Source organism: Neorhizobium sp. 05N33, from assembly GCF_056397445.1.
Map to the genome: position 1 here is coordinate 1 of NZ_JBFTNK010000031.1, position 18,253 is coordinate 18,253.

The following is an 18,253-nucleotide window of genomic DNA, read 5'->3' on the forward strand; positions in this document are numbered from 1 at the left end:
ATTTCGACGTGAAGCCGGGTGTGAGTTCGTTCTGGTGTTCGTAAAGGCGGCCGGGGAGATCGCGCGTCACGCCGATATACAGCGTACCATTGCGTTTAGAGGCGAGAATGTAGACGTAACCCTTCATGGTTGAAGTGTGGCGCCGGCGATTATCGTGCGCAAGTGGTCTTTCGCACCGCCGACGCGGCGCGGCTGGATTCCTGTGACGACCACAGGAATGAGGGAATTTGGAGAACCGCCGCAGTCCCAAGCAACGTCTCCGAAGGGCCGAAAGTGCTGCCCGCAAGGGCTTATCCGCCCCGCCCACTTAACCCGAAAAAGCGCCTTCCGCCCCTTACGACCGGCGATGCATCATCCGCTGGCGGTGGAGTTCTTCCGAGTCGGGTAGGGCCTCGTCCGGCACGCCAAAGATTTGACCGGGCTGGATGACGTCGGGGTTGCGGATCTGGGCCTCATTGGCGAGGTAGATCGTCGTATAGCGCACGCCCTGGCCATAAACGCGGCGGGAGATCTGCCAGAGTGTGTCGCCGCGGCGGATGATGACCGAGCTGCGTTCGCTCTGCGTCAGCGCCTCCTGCTGGATGGTGCGGGCGCCGCCGGCATCGGTTGCGGTCATCGGGGCGGCGGTGGCCACTTCGACGCCGTGCAGTTCGCGGGCAATGATCGGGCCGACGGCGCGGGCGATCATGTCGCCGATCCGCTTCAGGCCGGCGCCGACGCCTGCGACATCCTTGGGAAGCGCGTCGAGGGCGGCAACCGCTGCCGCAGCGTTCTGGGCGGTGGTTTCGGCAAGCACGCGGGCGGAGGCCGCAGCGTCGGCCTGCAGCCGGTATTCGGAAAGCGACTTCAGCGCGATCGAGGTGGCGGATCGGGCGGCGACCATCTGTTCCGCCGAAGGAACGCGACCGTTGTCGTAGAGCCCGCGCAGCAGGTTGAAGGCGCGTACGGTTTCGTTGCGCAGCTTGTCGAAGGCGCCGCTGTCGGCCGCCGACATGCCGTTATTGGGGGCTTGCGGCGCCGCTACGGCGGCAACCTGATCGCCGGCCGGGCGGTTGAAGGGCACTTCGACCCGTACCAGAACCTGGCCGCCGGCTCCGAGCGCTTCGACGCCGATCCGGTGGTCGCCGACCGCAAGGTCGATCGCCCCTTCGATGACGAAACTGCCGTCCTGGCCCGCCTGGGCGGTGCCGATCGGCCGGCCGTCGGCCTGGCCGCGCAGCGACGTGCCGGCTTTCGCGCTGCCGGCGACGAAGATCTTGTTGCCCTCGATCTCGACGGCGGTGACGCGCAGTTCAGGCGCCGCCGCCCCCGGGGAGACGGGCGCCGAGACCGGGATGTTCGGCGCGGAAGACGCGAGAGTGGATGAGCCGGAGGGCGGTGCCGGCAGCGTCGCAGCCGAGGTGGACGGCGCGGCCGAAGGCGCGGCAAGCGCTGGAGCGGAGCCGGCAGGAGGCGGGTTGGCCGCGCCCTGGGGAGCCGGAACGGCCGGCTGCGCCCCAGCCATGGAAGGGCGACCTGCGGCGTCCGGGGTCGGTGTGGCGATCAGGCGGCTTGCCTTGCCGGGTTTGGTGACCATGGCAAGCAGTTTGCCGTTCTTTTCGGCAGGTACGGAAACCGTCGCGGTTTCTTCCGAAACGATGGCCTTGCCGTCCTTGCCGGTGGCCTTCAGCACCAGCTGGTGATCGCCGGGCGGTAGCGGTTTGTCGAGAATGGCGGCAAAATCGCCGCTGGGGCCGACATCGACCTTGGCGACGACCGTGGCGCCGTCGGTGACTTCGAGCTTGGAATGGGGCGCGGCGCGGCCGGCGATCACGGTCGAACCGTCGGGCTCGACCCGCAGCACGTCGAAGGAGGGCGGCGCCATCGCCGCGTCAGCCTGAGTGGGGGGCGTCTGGGTCGAGGCCGCCTGGGAGCCCGCAGCGGGCGGGGCCTTCTGCGGCGCTGCCGCAGCGGTTGTGTCGGCCTGCTTTGCGGCATCAGGCGCCTTGGCTGCCTGCTGTGGTTCCGTCACCGCGTCCTTGACGGCATTGCCTGCGGCATTGATCGCGTCGCCGATCGGCTTTGAATCCTTGTTTATCGCAGGCATCACGAAGAACACCATCAGCAGCGATGCGATAGCCAATACGATCAAAGCCAGCCAGCCGGCGCGGTTTTTCATCATCAATGCCTCTCCCGACAGCTATAGCTGTCGCATATTCGGATTAACCTTTTCCTCCCGCATTCACAAGCTTTTCACACGATAAACCCTTGCTCTTCCGGGCATTTCCCGTCAATTTTGACGACCGGGGCTCGCTTTGGCCCTCCACTTGAAATGCCTTATGGAGAAAACTGTGCCGATTCGATCCATCTGCGTTTACTGCGGTTCGCAGCCGGGACGCGATCCCACCTATATCGAGGCCGGCCGTGCGCTCGGAAAATCCATCGCGGCCCATGGGCTTCGGCTTGTTTATGGCGGAGGCACCAAGGGTATCATGGGTGCGGTCGCGGCCGGCGTTCTGTCGAACGGCGGTCAGGTCACCGGCATCATTCCCGAGTTCCTGGTCGACATGGAGGCCACGCGCCATTCGCTCGGCCAGCTCGACGAGCTGATTGTGACGGAGGACATGCATGCGCGCAAGCACAAGATGTTCGAGCGCGCTGACGCTTTCGTGACCCTGCCGGGCGGCATAGGCACGCTGGAGGAGATTGTCGAGATCATGACGTGGGCGCAGCTCGGACGGCATCAGAAACCGATGGCATTTGCCAATATCGGCGGTTTCTGGGATCCGATGCTCGACCTCATCACTCACATGCGCGAACAGGGTTTCATCCACCGCGCGCATCTGGTCCAGCCGCTTGTCATCGCCAATGTCGAGGAGATCGTTCCGGCGATCCTCGAACAGGGCGAGGACCGCCCGCCGTCCGGCGGCGAGGAGGCTGTCATTTCAAGGCTTTGAGCGCCTGTGCTTAAGCTCTAGTCGACGATGAAGAGTTTTGCACCGACCGCTGTCGAGGAGCGGTGGGGCTCGGCATCGTCAGCCACCTGGTAACTCATGCCGGGCTTCAGCACGAAGACCCGGCCGTCGGCGAGTTCGGTCGTCAGCGCGCCTTCGAGGCAGAGCAGGACATGGCCTTTGACGCACCAGTGGTCGGCGAGATAGCCCGGGGTATATTCCACCATCCGCACCCGGATCTTCCCAAAATGGCATGTCTGCCAGGTCGCGAGCCCGGTGTCGCCCTTGTGTTCGGTCTTGGGCACCGTGCTCCAGTCGGTCGTGCCGAACGGAATGTCGCTGATCTGCATTCTTATGCTCCGGAAAGGGATTATCGGCCGCGCGTCTGTTTCAGCATCGACCAGGTGTAGACGGCGAGCGCTACCCAGATCAGCGCAAAGGCCCCGAGCTTCACGAGGCTGAGCGGCTCGTGGAAAACGAAAACCGCGATCAGGAAGATCATCGTCGGGGCGATGTATTGCATGATGCCGATGGTCGAGAGCTTCAGGAGTTTCGCGCCATTGGCATAGATCATCAGCGGGGCGGCGGTGATGATGCCGGCGGCCATTAGGATGAACGTGTCCCATCCGGTCGAATTGAGGAGATGGCCCTGTCCGGTCGATTCCAGCCAGATCACATAGGGCAGGCAGGGAATGCTGATCAGCAGCACTTCCAGGAAGAAACCCTGGTTCGGACCGATCGGCAGGGTTTTCCGGAAAAGCGCATAGAACCCCCAGGTGACGGTGAGCGCCAGTGAAACCCACGGCAATCCGCCCGCGTCATAGGTGAGGATCGCCACCGCCACCACCACGAGGCCGATCGCGGCAAGCTGCACCGGCGCCAGCCTTTCCTTGAGCAGGACGGCTGCGAGAAAGATGCTGAACAGCGGATTGATGAAATAACCGAGCGCCGCATCGAGCGCCCGGCCGGCGGCGACCGCCCATACATAGATGCCCCAGTTCGCCATGATGATCAGGGCGGTCAGGCATGCCATGGCAAGCATGCGCGGGTTCTGCACCGCCACCTTGAGATCGCCGGTGCGACGCAGGATGAGGAGAACGATTCCGGCAACAGGCACCGACCAGATGGCCCGGTGCGCCAGCACTTCGAGCGAAGGAATATGGGCAACAGCCTTTAGATAGAACGGCAGAAAGCCCCAAAGGAAATAGGCCGTCAGCCCGAAGGCGAAACCGCGTGGGGTATCCTCGTTCTTCGCTATTGTCGCCGGGGCGATGTCGGTGGTCATGCGGGTGTTTCCGGTATGTTTGTTCTGGTTATCCCCCGTTTAAACGAATAGGTTGAGCCGGACCAATTCATTTCATTGAAGAACCTATCGTTTGTCGCGATTCTGTCGGCTTGGCTTGCGATAGTGATCGCTTGTCAGAACGGAGGAATTGGATGGATTTCGAAAACCCGCCGCTGCACCGGCAGATCTACGCCCGTCAGATCCTGGCGAAGGCCGGCGTGAGTGCAGACGCCCGGCTCCTCGCCGCTTTCGCCAAGGTGCCGCGCGAACAATTCATCGGCCCGCCGCCCTGGGTCTATAACGACTTTCGCAACTACCGCGAGCTCGCCTCCACCGATCCGTTGGTTCTCTACCAGGATCTGCTGGTCGGCCTGGACACGGCGCGCGGCGTCAACAACGGCATGCCGTCGCTGCATGCCGGGGCCCTTCACGCGCTCGGCATCCGCGACGGCGAGACCGTCGCTCATCTCGGCGCCGGGACCGGATATTACACGGCGATCATTGCCGAGCTGGTGGGGCTGTCGGGCCGGGTGGTCGCCGTCGAATACGACGAGGCTCTCGCAGACAAGGCGCGCCAAAATTTGGCAGATTACAGAAATGTCGAACTCGTCTGCGGCGACGGGACCGAATGGCCGAAGGAGGACGCGGACGTGATCTACGCCAATTTCGCGCTCGACCACCCGCCGGCCGCCTGGATCGACAATCTGGCGGTCTCGGGGCGCGCGCTCTTCCCGCTCGGCTTTCCGGCGATCGACAACGGCCGGCGGAGCGGCTTTACCCGCCGCGCGGGTTTTCTGTTGATCGACCACCGCGCAAAAGGTTTCGGAGCCAGATTCCTGCAGCCGGTTTCCTTCGTCTGGGCCGAGGGCCAGCAACCGGTGCCGCCGGGCCGCCACCAGGGACTGGCCGAAGCCTTCCGTTCCCGCCGGGGTTATCAGGTGCGCAGCCTGCGCTGGCGGGAGCCGCCCCAGGAGGGCGAGTGGTACGGCGAGGGGGATTGGGGGCTGAGTTTCGAGGAGGTGTGAGGGCGTCAGCTCCACCAAAGTTCTTGGTCCTAGGGTGCCCGAAACGAACATAGCAATGGATTGAAAATCTCCGGCTCAGGGACTTGATCATTTTAGGTCAACTGTCCTACAAGAGGATTAGGACAATTGCCCTAATCCGTGAAGCCATCGCTTTGCACCCGGGCAACAGCGAACAGGGTTGCCACATTGAAGGGTATGGACACACGCAATCAGATCGTAGACGCCGCTGATCGGCTCTTCTACGAGTGCGGGTACGACGTAACGTCGTTTGCCGATATTGCCGAATGCGTGGGCCTGTCGCGCGGCAATTTTTACTACCACTTCAAGACGAAGGACGAAATTCTCAACGCGGTGATCGCTCTTCGTATCGCCAATACGAAGAGAATGCTGGAGGCGTGGGAGGCTGAAGGCGGGACACCTGCCGACCGCATCCGAAGCTTCATCAATATCCTCATCGTCAATCAAACCAAGATCATGGCGTATGGCTGCCCGGTCGGATCGCTCTGCAACGAACTCGCCAAGCTCGATCATGTCGCCAAAACCGACGCCGCCGCACTTTTCACCCTGTTCCGCGAGTGGCTCGCTCGCCAGTTCTGCGCTCTGGGTCGGGAAACCGATGCCGACGCGCTCTCCCTACATCTCCTGATGCGAAGCCAAGGTGTATCGACGCTCGCCACGGCGTTCCGCGACGAAACCTTCATCCGCCGCGAAGTGGACGCCATGCAGACGTGGTTGGAGGCGCATATCTCGGAGCGGCCGCTCGCTACCCAATCCGTTTCATCACGAACCGTCTGAAGGAAAACCGGCATGTTCATCGTCACTCTGAAATTCGCCGACAAGGCAAGGGCTCCGCAATTCATGGAAGGGCACAATGCCTGGATCAGAAAAGGCTTTGATGACGGTGTTTTTCTGCTGGTCGGCAGCCTCCAACCGAATGCAGGCGGATCCGTGCTGGTCCATAATACCACACGGGCCGACCTCGAAATGCGTGTAACGGACGATCCTTTCGTTGCCGAAGGCGTTGTCAGCGCTGACATTCAGGAAATCGTACCTGGCCGTGTCGATGACCGGCTTGCATTCCTGAAGGCCTAGACACCAGGGGGCGCCATCCTCTCGGATGCGCGGTCGATTGTCTCCAACCCGAATCTCTGATCAATCAGACGAACGGATGTCGGCGGAGGCGAATGTGATGTCGGAGCAGAGCCCGATCGAGGTTTCCGAACAGCGGATCGGACGCGCAGAGGCCCTTGGCTTTACGGCCGCCGGAGGCCCGGTGATCCTGAACGGCTGCACGCTGGAGGAAGCGGACCTGTCGGGGCTGGATCTCCAGCGTTGGGAATTCAGAAACTGCAGGATGACGACCATCAACCTTCGGGCCGCTGACCTCGAAGGGGCAAAATTCGAAGGGTGCCGGGGACCGTTCGCCAATTTTACGGGCGCCAACCTCGCGGAGGTGGAATTCCGGAATTGCGACTTCAACAACGCCGCTTTTTTGGAAGCCAAAATGAACGACACCCGGTTCGTCGGCTGCAAGCTGACCGGTGCCAACCTGACGCGGATCGCCTCGCTCGGCCTGTCGTTCAAGGAGACCATCCTGGCGCAGGCGAGGCTTCCCGCACTGTCGTTCCGGAAGTCCCGGATAGAGCGGGTCGATTTCGGCATGGCCGATCTGTCGAAATGCGATTTTCGCGACGTCGTGTTCGACGGCTGCAGCCTGCGTGACACAGGGCTCGTCGATGCCAGGTTCGAAGGGGCCGATCTGCGCGGCGCGGACCTCGGCGGACTGAAGCTGATCGACGCCAGGAAGTTCAAGGGAGCGACGATTTCGCGGCAACAGGCCGGAGATATCCTGGCGGAACTGGGACTGAAGGTTCAATAGCCGGGTGCGGCATCCTCAGTCTCCGGTTCTTCCAGTCGTCTTACAGGCGAGAAGGATTAGACGGCTACGCGCCGTGCTTCCTTGTCGGCAGACTTCCGGTCTGCGCCGTGCTTTTCGATGATTGCCTTCGCATCCTCGACAGAAATGCGATGCTTCTTGGCGAAGGGGATAGGCTGGTAAGGCTGGTCCGGGGTGTTTGTTTTTTTGTCAGACATGAACGTCTCCGATCTCGATGCTCCGGCAGGATGCCGAAGCCTCTTTGGATTAATGAAACGGTGAGGGGGTTGGTTGCCTGGCGCTGCTGCGTCATTACCGCGAGCGGCTGCCTCAATGTGCCGTCTATATGGTACGAAAGCCCCTGAAATACAATGGCCCGGATGGGGACCACAGGATTCGGGGCCGCCTGCCAACTCCTGCAGGGACGGTTTTCGCGCGAAACCTTCAGTATTTCTTCTTGCGGACGATCTTGTTGCCCTTTGGCCCGCTTAGCACCGGTGTTCTGTCCCGGTTTTCCGCAAGCAGGCTGCGCCAGCGTTCCAGGCGATCGGCGGAAAGTTCGCCTTTGGCAACGGCTGCCTGCACCGCGCAGCCCGGTTCGTGGGCGTGGGTGCAATCGCGAAACCGGCAATTCGGTGCCAGATCGGTGATCTCGGCAAACAACGTATCGATGCCGTCGGTGACATCGCTGACATAAAGTGTCCGAATACCCGGCGTATCGATTACCCAGCCGCCGCCGGCAATCGCGTGCAGCGACCGTGCCGTCGTGGTGTGACGACCCTTTGCATCACGTTCGCGAATGCTACCGGTCTTCTGCATCGTGTCGGACGCATGCCCGGCGAGCGTGTTGACCAGCGTCGACTTGCCGACGCCGGAGGAGCCCACCAGTGCCACCGTCTGCCCTACGCCGCACCAGGGCTCCAGCAAGGCAACGGCATCCGCAGTGCGCGCATTGAGGATGACTACCGGCAGGTCGCGCTGCAGCGCCCTGGCCTGCTGCTTGAACGGGCCGGCATCTTCGACTGTGTCGGCCTTGGTTAACACGATCACCGGATCGGTCCCGGCCTGGTTGGCCATGATCAGGTAGCGTTCCAGCCGTCCGGGGTTGAAATCGGCATTGCACGAGGTGACGATGAACAGCGTATCGACATTGGCTGCGGCAAGCTGCTGGCCATGCCCGCCTTCCGCACGCCGTTGAAACACGGTCTTCCGGTCGAGACGGCGCACGAGCATGCCCGTCAGCGGGTCGGCAAGAACCCAGTCGCCCACCGCAAAATCCGCGGTATTGCTATTGGGCGGAAGTTCGATCCCGACCGGTCCGCTGACACCGATCGCGTCGATGCGTGCCCGATGAACAGAGGCAATGCGCCGGACCAGGAGTTCGGTCTCGTCCGGCTCGACCTGAGCCGCAAAGAAATCGGACCAGCCAAGCAGTTCAAGCGATGAGGGCGGGTTGGAGCCGGTCAAGGTTCGGTACGAAAATTCGGGGACGCCGTCATGAGTGAGCTTTCCGAAGAGTGAGGGCGAGCGCCTCCGGAGAGGGTCCGCAGATATGTTGCGAAAGTGTCGGCTCTTGGCTGAGCCCGGACTGCCGTCCGTTCGTCATCGAGCCAGAGCATTAACCCAGCCTACCGCCGAAGTCGAGGAAACGATCGACCCGCGCCCATATATGATGGTCGAGCCAGGCCGATCGAGTTGCGGTGTTTTACATGCCTCACTCCGCCGCGATCTTGCCTGCCAGATGCCGGTTCTTCATCAGCTTGTAGATGACTGAATCCATCAGCGCCTGGAACGAGGCGTCGATGATGTTTTCCGAGACGCCGACCGTCCACCAGCGCACGCCGTCGCCGTCGGTGGATTCGATCAGCACCCGGGTGATCGCCTCGGTGCCGCCGTTGAGGATACGCACCTTGAAGTCCGCGAGCACCAGGTCATCGATCTCGTGCTGGTATTTGCCGAAATCCTTGCGCAGCGCCCGGTCGAGCGCGTTGACCGGGCCGTCGCCCTCGGCGACCGACATCAGCGTCTGGCCGTCGACAATGAGTTTGACCACCGCTTCGGAGACGATCTTGATGCGGCCGTGGCTGTCGAAGCGACGCTCGACCATCACCCGAAAACCTTCGACCGAGAAGAATTCCGGAATGGTGCCGAGCGTGCGGCGGGCGAGCAGTTCGAAACTCGCATCGGCACCCTCATAGGCATAACCGGCCGCCTCGCGTTCCTTGACGATCGAGATCAGTTGGTCGAGCTTCGGATCGTCCTTGCCGACCTCGATGCCGCGGCGCTTCAACGCGTTGATGAAGTTCGACTTGCCGCCCTGGTCGGAGACCATGACCTTGCGCAGGTTGCCGACGCTTTCCGGCGTCACGTGTTCGTAGGTGCGCGGATCTTTCAGCAGCGCCGAGGCATGGATGCCGGCCTTGGTGGCGAAGGCAGAAGCGCCGACATAGGGGGCCTGGTGGTTCGGCGAGCGGTTCAAGAGCTCGTCGAAGGCGTGGCTGAGGCGGGTGAGGCCGGTCAACCGCTCGGCATCGATCGCCGTCTCGAACCGTGTGGCGTAAGTGTCCTTCAGGGCAAGCGTCGCGATGATCGTCACGAGATTGGCATTGCCGCAGCGCTCGCCGATGCCGTTCAGCGTCCCCTGGATCTGCCGACAGCCCGCCTCGATCGCGGCGAGCGAATTGGCCACCGCCTGGCCGGTATCGTCATGTGCATGGATGCCGAGCGACGTGCCGGGGATGCCCGACGCGATCACCGCCTCGACGATGGCGCGGATCTCGCCCGGCTGGGTGCCGCCATTGGTGTCGCAGAGCACCACCCAGCGCGCACCGGCTTTATAAGCCGTCCTGGCGCAGGCAAGGGCATATTCCGGATTGGCCTTGTAGCCATCGAAGAAATGTTCGCAATCGACCAGCGCTTCCTTGGCAGCGCCGCGGGCGGCCTCGACGCTGTCGCGGATCGCCTCGAGGTTTTCCTCGTTCGAACAGCCGAGCGCCACGCGCACGTGATAATCCCAGCTTTTGGCGACGAAACAGGTGGCGTCGCTTTTCGCCTGCAGCAGCACGGCGAGGCCCGGATCGTTGGAGGCGGAAATGCCGGCCCGCTTGGTCATGCCGAAGGCGACGAATTTCGACTTCGCCGTGCGTTTCTCCGAGAAAAAAGCGGTATCGGTCGGGTTGGCGCCGGGATAACCGCCCTCGACATAATCGAGGCCGAACTCGTCCAGCAGATTGGAAATGGCGATCTTGTCCTCGACGGAAAAATCGACGCCGGGGGTCTGTTGCCCGTCGCGCAGCGTGGTGTCGAAGAGATAGATGCGTTCACGTGTCATGGGTGCTCCTCCTGGAGCAAGATTATGCTGTTGGCGGCATCACCCCCCTCTGCCCTGCCGGGCATCTCCCCCTCAAGGGGGGAGATCGGCCAGGAGCGATGCCTCGCTCCCAAGACAGATTTAGGATTGCAGCAGCCGGCTCGAATGCGGCCATCTCTTGCGGTCATTGTTTGGGGAAGGCCGTGCATCCTTCGATCTCCCCCCTTGAGGGGGAGATGCCCGGCAGGGCAGAGGGGGGTAGCCCCGGGTTCCATGGTCAAATCTTCCCCGCAAACCGGTCCGTCGCACGGATCAGCCGGTCGGTAATTCCCGGTTCCGAGGCCGCATGCCCGGCGCCTTCGATGATGTGGAAATCCGCGTCCGTCCAGACTTTCGAAAGCTGCCAGGCATATTTCAGCGGGCAGGGCATGTCGTAGCGGCCGTGCACGATGACGCCCGGAATGCCCTTTAGCTTTGTCGCGTCGCGCAACAGCTGCCCGTCTTCCAGCCAGCCGGCATTCATGAAGAAGTGGTTCTCTATGCGCGAGAAGGCCAGCGCGAAATGATCGTCGTCATGGTCCGACGCCAGTTCGGGGCTCGGCAGAAGCGTGATGGTCGAGCCCTCCCAGACGCTCCAGGCCTTGGCGCAGCGGATCTGCTCGGCCTTGTCGGTGCCGGTGAGGCGGCGGTGGTAGGCGGCCATCATCTCGTGGCGCTCGTTTTCCGGAATGGGGGCGACGAAGGCCTCCCATTTGTCCGGGAACATTTCCGAGACGCCGAACTGGTAGTACCAATCGAGTTCCGGCCTGGTCAGCGTATAGATGCCGCGCACCAGAAGTTCGGTGACCCGCTCGGGATGAGTTTCAGCATAGGCAAGCGCCAGCGTCGAGCCCCAGGAGCCTCCGAACACCTGCCATTTGTCGACGCCGACCATTTGGCGCAGCCGCTCGATATCGGCGACCAGATGCCAGGTGGTATTGGCGTCCAGACTTGCATGCGGCGTGGAACGACCACAGCCGCGCTGGTCGAACAGCAGCACGTCGTAGAGGTCGGGGTTGAAGAGCCGCCGCTGGTTCGGATTGCAGCCGCCGCCCGGGCCGCCATGCAGGAAGACGGCCGGCTTGGCGCCCGGCTTGCCGACCCGCTCCCAATAGATCACATGGCCGTCGCCGACATCCAGTTGCCCTGTCGCGTAGGGTTCGATCTCGGGATAGAGCGTGCGCAGAACTTCAGTCATAGATGCAGACCCTTTGCCGGCCAGTTTTCGGTATCGTGATCGGGATGCTGGAAGGAGATGATCTGCTCCTGCTTGACGGCGTCTTCGCCGCTGTCGCGCACCGGCTGGTCGAAGATCGTCGTCACCCACGGGATATGCGAGGCATAGTTCACCTGGATCTTCGGGGCGAGGTCGCCGCGGTCGTCGAAGGCGCCGATCGCCAGTTCCAGCCCGCCGGGGTAACGGTAGGTGAGCGGCGTGCCGCAATTCTCGCAGAAGCCGCGGTCGATATTCACCGATGACTGGAAATATTTCGGCTCGCCGCGGGTCCATTCGATGCCGTCCTTCGGCGCTGTCACCAACGGCCCGAAAAACCCGCCGAAGGCCTTCTGGCACATGCGGCAATGGCAGATCGAGGCGCGGCCGAGCTCGCCGTGGATGCGGAAGCGCACGGCGCCGCACTGGCAACCGCCTGTTCTCAAAGTTTCGGTCACTGTCTGTCCTCCTTGGGAGCGATTTCGGGGGGAGCGGTTTCGGGCGGCCATGTTTCGGTGTCGTGATCGGGATGCTGGTAGGAGACGATGTCGTCGAGGAACGGCGCCGAGGCGACGTCGTCCATGGTATCCCGCTCGGGAAGTTCATGCAGTCGGTCGACAAAGCCGATCTTACCTTCCACGCCGAACTGCACGACCGGAGGAAGCTGGCCTGGCTCATCGAAACTGCCGGCGGAAATAGCGATGCCGTCGGCCGCCTCATAGGTCATCGGCGTGCCGCAGTTTTCGCAAAACCCGCGCCGCACATGGTTCGACGAGTGGAAATATTTGAGCTGGCCGCGCGTCCAGGTCAGCTCCGCCTCGCCGGCCGCCACCAACGGCGCGTAATAGGCGCCGAACGCCTTCTGGCACATGCGGCAATGGCAGATCGAGGCATCCGGCGCATCGCCCACCAGCCGGAAGCGGATTGCGCCGCACTGGCAGCCGCCGGTCCGAACGACATCGCTCATGAGCGGCCCTCCGCATGCCCGCTCCTGCGCGGCCAGACCTCGGTATCGTGGTCGGGGTGCTGGTTGCTGCTCGCCGAGATCGTCTCTTCTTCCTGCGGCGTCATGTCCATCGTTGCATCGTGATGCAGGCTGTCGAGGGTCCCGAACCAGGGCATCTTGTGGGCAAGATTGGTCTGCACCTCCGGCTTCACCGATTGCGGATCGTCGAGGGAACCGAGCGTGATGCTGATATGATCGCTCGACCCGTCATAAAAGAGCGGCGTGCCGCATTTTTCGCAGAAGCCGCGCCGTACCATTTCCGATGACTGGAACCAGGCCGGCTCGCCGCGTGTCAGCTTGAAATTTTCGTACATCACCCCGCCAAGCGGCATGAAATAATTGCCCGCCGCCTTCTGGCACATGCGGCAGTGGCACAGATGCGGAAACCCGAGCTCTCCTTCCGCCCGGTATCTCACAGCGCCGCACTGGCAGCCGCCGGTGTGGATCTGGGTCATTGACTGTCCTCCCCGACGATTTTCACGATATGGAGACAAACATTGTCGATGTCTTTGAGAACGTCGTCGTTCCAGAAGCGCAGCACTGTCCAGCCATCCTGTTCCAGGCGCTGGGTTCGCGCTGCGTCATACCGAAGATCCTCGTCGTTGCCGTGCTGCGAGCCATCGACCTCAACGATGAGGTGGTGCGTCGGGCAGGCGAAATCCACGATGTAACCCGCAATCGGCAGTTGGCGTCGAAAGCTCAGACCCATCAGGCGGTGGGCGCGCAATTCGTTCCAGAGCTTCAGTTCGGCATCGGTCAGCGCCTTGCGCATGCGCCGGGCATTGGCGCGGCGCTGCGGCGGGATGGGGGCATGCGGCATATCATGCTCCTTATCGGCGCGGAGCGCGTGGTTACCCCCCTCTGCCCTGCCGGGCATCTCCCCCACAAGGGGGGAGATCGGAGTGTGGCGAACACACTCGCCTACATTGGATGTCGCAATCTGGGATAGGTGTTCTCGCAAGGCAAGCCGAGTTTTCAAATTCCGAAGGTTGAAAGGCTGCTGCGAGTTAGTGTGCGGGGATCTCAGGGCGTGAGCGCGGCGACGACGATCAATGTCCGGGCAAGCGGGCGCGCCCAGCCGATCTCCCCCCTTGTGGGGGAGATGCCCGGCAGGGCAGAGGGGGGTATGCCGCGTCCGTATCTCCATCCTATTGCCTGAGCTCCAGCACCATCACACGCCTTCCGGTGCGTGACACACCGCCTCGATATTGTTGCCGTCGGGGTCAAACACGAAGGCGCCGTAATAGTTGGGGTGGTAGTGGGTGCGCAGGCCGGGCGGGCCATTGTCGGTTCCGCCGGCTGACATCGCCGCGGCATAGAAGGCGTCCACCTCGGCGCGGCTGTTGGCGGTAAACGCGACATGCTGGGAATGGCCGGGGACTGGCTTGTCCTCGTGCAGCCAGTAGATCGGCCGCTCGCGCCCGTAGCCGCCGACCTTGACGCCGCCCGTATATTCAGCCGGAACCATGTAGAGCAGCGAGGCGCCGAGCGGCGCGAAGGCTGCATCGTAGAATGCCTTGGCCCGGTCGAAATCCGCGACCTTGATGCCCATGTGATCGATCATCGCCTTGCTCCTCGCGCGTTGTTCCAGGAGGTGAAGCTTACCGCTTCACCTCCCAGGTCGTCACCCTCTCGCCCGTTGCCGGGTCCTTGCCGTCCTTCAGCTGGATGCCCTTGTCCGACAGTTCGTTGCGGATCCTGTCGGCCTCGGCGAAATTTTTCGCCTTCAGCATTTCGAGCCGCAGGGCGACCAGCGCGTCGACAGCGGATGCCAGCGCCTCGTCGACCTCGGTTTTCTCAGGCAGCACGCCGAGAAACGCGGCACTGGCGGCAAACGCCGCAAGCGCGTCCGGATCGCCGTGAGCCTCCTGCGCCAACGCGTGCAGTGCCTGCACGGCTGCGACCGTGTTGAGGTCGTCGGCAAGCGCGTTCACCACCGTGTCGCAAGGGGCGGCACCGGAAACCTCCGCCGCCGGCCACTTTGCCAGAAGGCGCTCGGCCTCTTCCAGCCGCTTCACCGAAAAATCGATCGGCTCGCGGTAGTGCGTCATCAGCATGGCAAGCCGCAGCACTTCGCCCGGCCATTGGCGGCCGCCGAATTTTTCGGTGTGCAGCAGGTCGTAGATGGTGATGAAATTGCCCTCGGACTTCGACATCTTGCGGCCTTCGACCTGCACGAAACCGTTATGCATCCAGACATTCGCCATCACATCCGTGCCGTGGGCGCAGCGCGACTGGGCGATCTCGTTCTCATGGTGCGGGAAGATCAGGTCGAGCCCGCCGCCATGGATGTCGAACACCTCGCCGAGATAACGCCGGCTCATCGCGGAGCACTCGATATGCCAGCCCGGACGGCCGCGGCCCCAGGGACTTTCCCAGCCGGGTTCGTTATGGGAGGAGAGCTTCCACAGGACGAAATCGCCGGGGTTCTTCTTATGCGCATCGACGGCAACGCGGGCACCGGCCTGCTGTTCGTCGAGCGGACGCTTGGAAAGCTGGCCGTAATCGGCCATCGACTTGGTGTCGAACAGCACTTCGCCTTTTGCGACATAGGCATGGCCGTTGCCGATCAGCTTCTCGATGATCTCGATCATCTCGGCAATGGTGTCGGTGGCACGCGGCTCGACGGTCGGCTTCAGATTGCCGAGCAGGGCGACATCCTCGTGGTACTGGGTCTCGGTCTTTTCCGTGACAAGACGGATCGCCTCGTTGAGCGGCAGGCCGGGATGGTCGCGCAGCGCCCGGGCGTTGATCTTGTCGTCGACGTCGGTGATGTTGCGGGCATAGGTGACGTGGGCCTCGCCATAGACATGGCGGAGTAGCCGGAAGAGCACGTCGAAGACGATGGCCGGTCGGGCATTGCCGATATGGGCATAATCGTAGACCGTCGGGCCGCAGACATACATGCGTACGTTCTGGGGGGCGATCGGCGTGAACGCCGTCTTTTCACGGGTCAGCGTATTGTAGAACCTGAGCGGAATGCTCATCGAAAAATCTCCCCAACAGTCTCGTACGGCGAGCATCCGGTCGAGCGGGATGCCGAAAAGTGTACGCGGTTTTTGGACGACATCCCGCTCTCACTATCAACTAGGAGGCGGATGCTTTCGCGTTCGGGAAAACACGAAAGCATCCGGCTCCGGCCGGGTCGTTTGTCTTCAAGGCTTTTCGAGAGACGAAAACGGCCGGGCCAGCGCGAACGCTAGCGGATAATGATCCCACAAATGGAAATCGCCGTTTTCATGGAGGTGGTTATGGCGCGGGCAAGCCGTTTGGTCAAGTGGGCGTCGCCCGCGCCGGACGGTTGAAGCCGTCTTACGCCGCCTTGCGGCCGATGCCGTTCCGGGCGACCGTGAACAGGAAGATCAGCATTGAGATGACGGTGATGATCGAGCCGATAGCTGCAAGCGCTTCGCCGCCCGTCGACACCGCCATCGCGATGCCCGGCACGAGACAGAGCACGCCAAGGACTGCAAAACCGAGATGCACCTTCGCCAGCAGGGTCTCGGCAGCCGCCGGCGTCACCGTGTAGTAGAGGCCGAAAATCGCCATGGTCGTCCAGCCGACCAGGTTCAGATGCGCATGCGCCGGCGCCATCAGATGGTCGCCTGAGATCGCCATGTGAATGCCCCAGAACATGCCGACGGTGACGCAGAGCACGGCTGCGCCGAAGAAGCAGAAAGCGATGTTTCTCATCAGATCCCCCGAGATTTAAAGTTCCTGCGCCCTATCGCAGAACCCGCAGCATAACAGAAATCGGATTTTATACATGGGGATACCGAAGAAGTCGGCCATTGATCTGCCGCAGGGATCAAAACATGGGCTTCGCACGTTGATGGGCGGAAATCGTGCCCCATCGGATGGATGCCAAATGGCCAGACAGGATAGACACCGCAACATTTTCGACATCTTCTCGAGCGCCGTCGCGTCCTGGTCGGGTAAACCCGTCACCTTCGTCGCCGCCGTCGTCCTGATCGTCGTCTGGGGCGTCACCGGACCGTTTTTCGGATTTTCGGAAACCTGGCAGCTGGTGGTCAACACCGGAACGACGATCATCACCTTCCTGATGGTCTTCGTGCTGCAAAATTCCCAGAACAGGGACGGTGAGGCGGTCCAGGCGAAACTCGACGAACTGATCCTGTCGAGCCAAGCCGCCAACGAGTTCATCGGAATTGAAAAGCTGGACGAGGAACAGCTTCGCAAGCTCAGCGAAAGTCTGCAACGCCGCGCCAAGACGCTGGATCAGGAGGCGGAGAACGTCTAGGGCGCGTCACCGGCCTTTGTCGGTCGGCGGATTGCTGTTGTCGAGCAGGGCCTGAGCGATGGATCTGCGCCGCGCGTCGTCGGTCATCGCGGAGCTGATCAGCCGCATCGCTTCCATGACACGGTCCCCAAGTGTTCCTTGTCGACGCGGACAATCGACCACTGCCAAACGTGGATAACCCGTGACGGAGGGGGCTTTATTCCGGCGCGCGGAAATCCACGAACCTGTTGTCGCGCACGACGAACAGGCGGCCGGTATCCTGAAGGTCGGGGGAGGCGAGGAAGAGGATCTTTTCGGCCACTTCCGAGGGATGCGGCAGGGTTTCCGGGTCTTCGCCGGGCACGGCCTGGGCGCGCATCGCGGTGCGGGTGGCGCCCGGATTGACGATGTTGACCTTGAGCGGCGTGTGGTCGGTCTCGGCAGCCCAGATGCGGGCCATGTTCTCGACCGCTGCCTTGGAGATCGAATAGGCGCCCCAGAAGGCCGGTGCCTTGGAGGCGACGCCGGACGACATGATCAGTGCGCGGCCGGCATCGGATTTGGTCAAGAGCGGCTCGACCGAGCGGATCAGCCGCCAGGTGGCGGTAACATTGGTCAGCATCACCTTTTCGAACACCTTCGCCTCGATATGGCCGAGCGGCGAGATGACGCCGAGGATGCCGGCATTGGCGACGAGAATGTCGAGCTTGCCCCAGCGCTCGAAGATCGAGGCACCGAGCTTGTCGATCGCCGCCATGTCGGTAATGTCGAAGGGAACGAGGGTCGCGGTGCCGCCGGCCGCCTTGATCGCGTCGTCGAGATCCTCGAGGCCGCCGACGGTGCGGGCGGTGGCAATCACATGCGCGCCGGCTTTCGCGAGCGCCAACGCCGTGAAATAGCCGATGCCCCGCGACGCGCCGGTCACCAGCGCGATCCTGCCCTTCAGATCGATAGTCATATGTCAGTCCCTAATGCGTGACGCAGCACCAAGGCCGCCATCCGTCGTCGAATCCTTGATGGAGAAGGGGCCTTTGCGCTTGTTTGAACAGGCGCGCCAACCTCCACCATCCTCATCCCTGTGCTTGTCACAGGGATCCAGTGCGCGCAAGTCCTTGCGCGCGGGAGAGATCTTTCGCGGATGTGGTGGAGAGCCGCCTTGGGCGAGCGTGGACAGGGCACCCCCCTTGTAACTTCCCTTTATCCGCTTTTGGCGATTTACTGCCAGATGCGGTGGCGGATGGGAGACCGAACCTCCCTTGGGACACCAAGCCCGTGGCAGAGCCTGGGTCTTCATCCGCCGTTCCATCGAACCCGAACAGTCGCCAG

22 protein-coding genes are annotated in these 18,253 nt (G+C 62.5%); 6 read left to right on the forward strand and 16 right to left on the reverse strand.

All coding sequences use genetic code 11. From position 1 onward, the window contains the following. A partial coding sequence (locus AC1DLT_RS30515) for a GIY-YIG nuclease family protein (protein ID WP_477489077.1) occupies window positions 1-127 on the reverse strand: 127 nt, incomplete at its 3' end. 207 nt (window positions 128-334) lie between these two features. Next, window positions 335-2,161: a LysM peptidoglycan-binding domain-containing protein gene (locus AC1DLT_RS30520; protein ID WP_477489220.1), complete on the reverse strand. Its 1,827-nt coding sequence runs from the start codon at window positions 2,159-2,161 to the stop codon at window positions 335-337. A 157-nt stretch (window positions 2,162-2,318) separates the two neighbouring features. Here AC1DLT_RS30520 and AC1DLT_RS30525 point away from each other — a divergent pair, with 157 nt between their 5' ends. Next, the gene (locus tag AC1DLT_RS30525; protein WP_477489221.1) at window positions 2,319-2,936 is read left to right on the forward strand and encodes an LOG family protein; all 618 of its coding nucleotides are present in this window, start codon (window positions 2,319-2,321) and stop codon (window positions 2,934-2,936) included. Between the two features lie 17 nt (window positions 2,937-2,953). On the opposite strand, the gene AC1DLT_RS30530 is transcribed toward AC1DLT_RS30525, so the two are convergent. Continuing rightward, entirely contained in the window at window positions 2,954-3,283 is a 330-nt protein-coding gene (locus AC1DLT_RS30530; RefSeq protein WP_038541588.1) for a DHCW motif cupin fold protein, read from the reverse strand. A gap of 20 nt (window positions 3,284-3,303) precedes the next feature. Further along, entirely contained in the window at window positions 3,304-4,218 is a 915-nt protein-coding gene (gene rarD / locus AC1DLT_RS30535) for an EamA family transporter RarD (protein ID WP_038585275.1), read from the reverse strand. 152 nt (window positions 4,219-4,370) lie between these two features. On the opposite strand from rarD, the gene AC1DLT_RS30540 reads away from it, so the two are divergent. The 4 genes from AC1DLT_RS30540 (at window position 4,371) to AC1DLT_RS30555 (ending at window position 7,122) form a co-directional block, all read left to right on the forward strand. After that, complete coding sequence (locus tag AC1DLT_RS30540) at window positions 4,371-5,243, forward strand: protein-L-isoaspartate O-methyltransferase family protein (RefSeq protein ID WP_477489222.1); 873 nt, start codon at window positions 4,371-4,373, stop codon at window positions 5,241-5,243. Between the two features lie 195 nt (window positions 5,244-5,438). Continuing rightward, window positions 5,439-6,038, forward strand: coding sequence for a TetR/AcrR family transcriptional regulator (locus AC1DLT_RS30545; RefSeq protein WP_477489230.1), 600 nt, complete (start codon window positions 5,439-5,441; stop codon window positions 6,036-6,038). 12 nt (window positions 6,039-6,050) lie between these two features. Continuing rightward, window positions 6,051-6,335: a YciI family protein gene (locus tag AC1DLT_RS30550; protein WP_038541598.1), complete on the forward strand. Its 285-nt coding sequence runs from the start codon at window positions 6,051-6,053 to the stop codon at window positions 6,333-6,335. A 97-nt stretch (window positions 6,336-6,432) separates the two neighbouring features. Next, window positions 6,433-7,122: a pentapeptide repeat-containing protein gene (locus AC1DLT_RS30555; protein ID WP_477489223.1), complete on the forward strand. Its 690-nt coding sequence runs from the start codon at window positions 6,433-6,435 to the stop codon at window positions 7,120-7,122. Between the two features lie 56 nt (window positions 7,123-7,178). On the opposite strand, the gene AC1DLT_RS30560 is transcribed toward AC1DLT_RS30555, so the two are convergent. From AC1DLT_RS30560 to AC1DLT_RS30610, 11 genes are all read right to left on the reverse strand, one after another. Beyond that, complete coding sequence (locus tag AC1DLT_RS30560) at window positions 7,179-7,337, reverse strand: hypothetical protein (RefSeq protein ID WP_172724107.1); 159 nt, start codon at window positions 7,335-7,337, stop codon at window positions 7,179-7,181. Window positions 7,338-7,563: 226 nt separating this feature from the next. Further along, window positions 7,564-8,352, reverse strand: a complete 789-nt coding sequence (gene rsgA / locus AC1DLT_RS30565; RefSeq protein WP_477489231.1) for a ribosome small subunit-dependent GTPase A — start codon at window positions 8,350-8,352, stop codon at window positions 7,564-7,566. A 481-nt stretch (window positions 8,353-8,833) separates the two neighbouring features. Beyond that, window positions 8,834-10,450, reverse strand: a complete 1,617-nt coding sequence (cimA, locus tag AC1DLT_RS30570) for a citramalate synthase (protein ID WP_477489224.1) — start codon at window positions 10,448-10,450, stop codon at window positions 8,834-8,836. Window positions 10,451-10,706: 256 nt separating this feature from the next. Continuing rightward, window positions 10,707-11,666: a prolyl aminopeptidase gene (pip, locus tag AC1DLT_RS30575; protein ID WP_477489225.1), complete on the reverse strand. Its 960-nt coding sequence runs from the start codon at window positions 11,664-11,666 to the stop codon at window positions 10,707-10,709. Then, window positions 11,663-12,139: a GFA family protein gene (locus AC1DLT_RS30580; RefSeq protein WP_038541609.1), complete on the reverse strand. Its 477-nt coding sequence runs from the start codon at window positions 12,137-12,139 to the stop codon at window positions 11,663-11,665. Before AC1DLT_RS30580 ends, pip begins: the two co-directional genes overlap by 4 nt. Then, the gene (locus AC1DLT_RS30585; RefSeq protein ID WP_477489226.1) at window positions 12,136-12,648 is read right to left on the reverse strand and encodes a GFA family protein; all 513 of its coding nucleotides are present in this window, start codon (window positions 12,646-12,648) and stop codon (window positions 12,136-12,138) included. The genes AC1DLT_RS30580 and AC1DLT_RS30585 overlap by 4 nt, the downstream gene beginning before the upstream one ends. Continuing rightward, the gene (locus AC1DLT_RS30590; RefSeq protein WP_477489227.1) at window positions 12,645-13,142 is read right to left on the reverse strand and encodes a GFA family protein; all 498 of its coding nucleotides are present in this window, start codon (window positions 13,140-13,142) and stop codon (window positions 12,645-12,647) included. The genes AC1DLT_RS30585 and AC1DLT_RS30590 overlap by 4 nt, the downstream gene beginning before the upstream one ends. Further along, window positions 13,139-13,507, reverse strand: coding sequence for an endonuclease domain-containing protein (locus AC1DLT_RS30595; RefSeq protein WP_247031960.1), 369 nt, complete (start codon window positions 13,505-13,507; stop codon window positions 13,139-13,141). The genes AC1DLT_RS30590 and AC1DLT_RS30595 overlap by 4 nt, the downstream gene beginning before the upstream one ends. A gap of 351 nt (window positions 13,508-13,858) precedes the next feature. Then, on the reverse strand, window positions 13,859-14,251 hold the full coding sequence (locus AC1DLT_RS30600) for a VOC family protein (RefSeq protein WP_477489228.1): 393 nt from the start codon (window positions 14,249-14,251) through the stop codon (window positions 13,859-13,861). A gap of 37 nt (window positions 14,252-14,288) precedes the next feature. Further along, entirely contained in the window at window positions 14,289-15,674 is a 1,386-nt protein-coding gene (gene cysS, locus AC1DLT_RS30605; protein WP_477489229.1) for a cysteine--tRNA ligase, read from the reverse strand. Window positions 15,675-15,999: 325 nt separating this feature from the next. Next, window positions 16,000-16,380, reverse strand: a complete 381-nt coding sequence (locus AC1DLT_RS30610) for a hypothetical protein (RefSeq protein WP_247138776.1) — start codon at window positions 16,378-16,380, stop codon at window positions 16,000-16,002. A gap of 175 nt (window positions 16,381-16,555) precedes the next feature. Here AC1DLT_RS30610 and AC1DLT_RS30615 point away from each other — a divergent pair, with 175 nt between their 5' ends. Continuing rightward, a complete protein-coding gene (locus AC1DLT_RS30615; RefSeq protein WP_247138775.1) occupies window positions 16,556-16,948 on the forward strand; it encodes a low affinity iron permease family protein in 393 nt (130 codons plus the stop codon). A gap of 196 nt (window positions 16,949-17,144) precedes the next feature. Here the strand turns inward: AC1DLT_RS30615 and AC1DLT_RS30620 are convergent, their stop codons facing one another. Beyond that, the gene (locus AC1DLT_RS30620; protein WP_247031968.1) at window positions 17,145-17,885 is read right to left on the reverse strand and encodes an SDR family NAD(P)-dependent oxidoreductase; all 741 of its coding nucleotides are present in this window, start codon (window positions 17,883-17,885) and stop codon (window positions 17,145-17,147) included. Between the last annotated feature and the right edge of the window lie 368 nt (window positions 17,886-18,253).